Source organism: Desertibacillus haloalkaliphilus (assembly GCF_019039105.1).
In the GTDB taxonomy this organism is placed as follows: Bacteria; Bacillota; Bacilli; order Bacillales; family KJ1-10-99; genus Desertibacillus; species Desertibacillus haloalkaliphilus.
Genome location: NZ_JAHPIV010000353.1, coordinates 1 through 374, shown reverse-complemented (window position 1 = coordinate 374; position 374 = coordinate 1). Strand labels below are relative to the sequence as shown.

The window sequence follows — 374 nt, the reverse complement described above, 5'->3', positions numbered from 1 at the left end:
ATCTTTTATACAACACAAACCAAAAGACTCACCATCTTAGAAACGGTGAGTCTCTTCTAATCTTCAAGTAGGCTTTTTATATAATCCTTTAATTGTTCTGCCTGTTCAAACTGACCACGGCCAAAATGCCATAGTAAAACAGAGATCGATTGAGAAACAACATACCAATGCATCCGATTCCGTAAACAATCTTCAAGCTCAACACCATATTGGCGCAACCAGTACTCCCATTCATTCCGAGGAATATAAGAGTACAACAGGAGTCCAAGATCAAGAGCTGGATCCGAGACAGTTGCCCCATCCCAATCAATTAAGTAAAGGTGCTCTTCTTCATCAAGCATCCAATTATTATGGTTAATATCACAATGACAAAC

At 39.0% G+C, this 374-nt stretch carries 1 protein-coding gene; it reads right to left on the bottom strand.

Annotation, left to right across the window (positions count from 1 at the left end; translation table 11 throughout):
* Positions 1-56: 56 nt before the first annotated feature.
* On the bottom strand, positions 57-374 hold a 318-nt coding region (locus tag KH400_RS22300), incomplete at its 5' end, for a phosphotransferase family protein (RefSeq protein ID WP_217228370.1).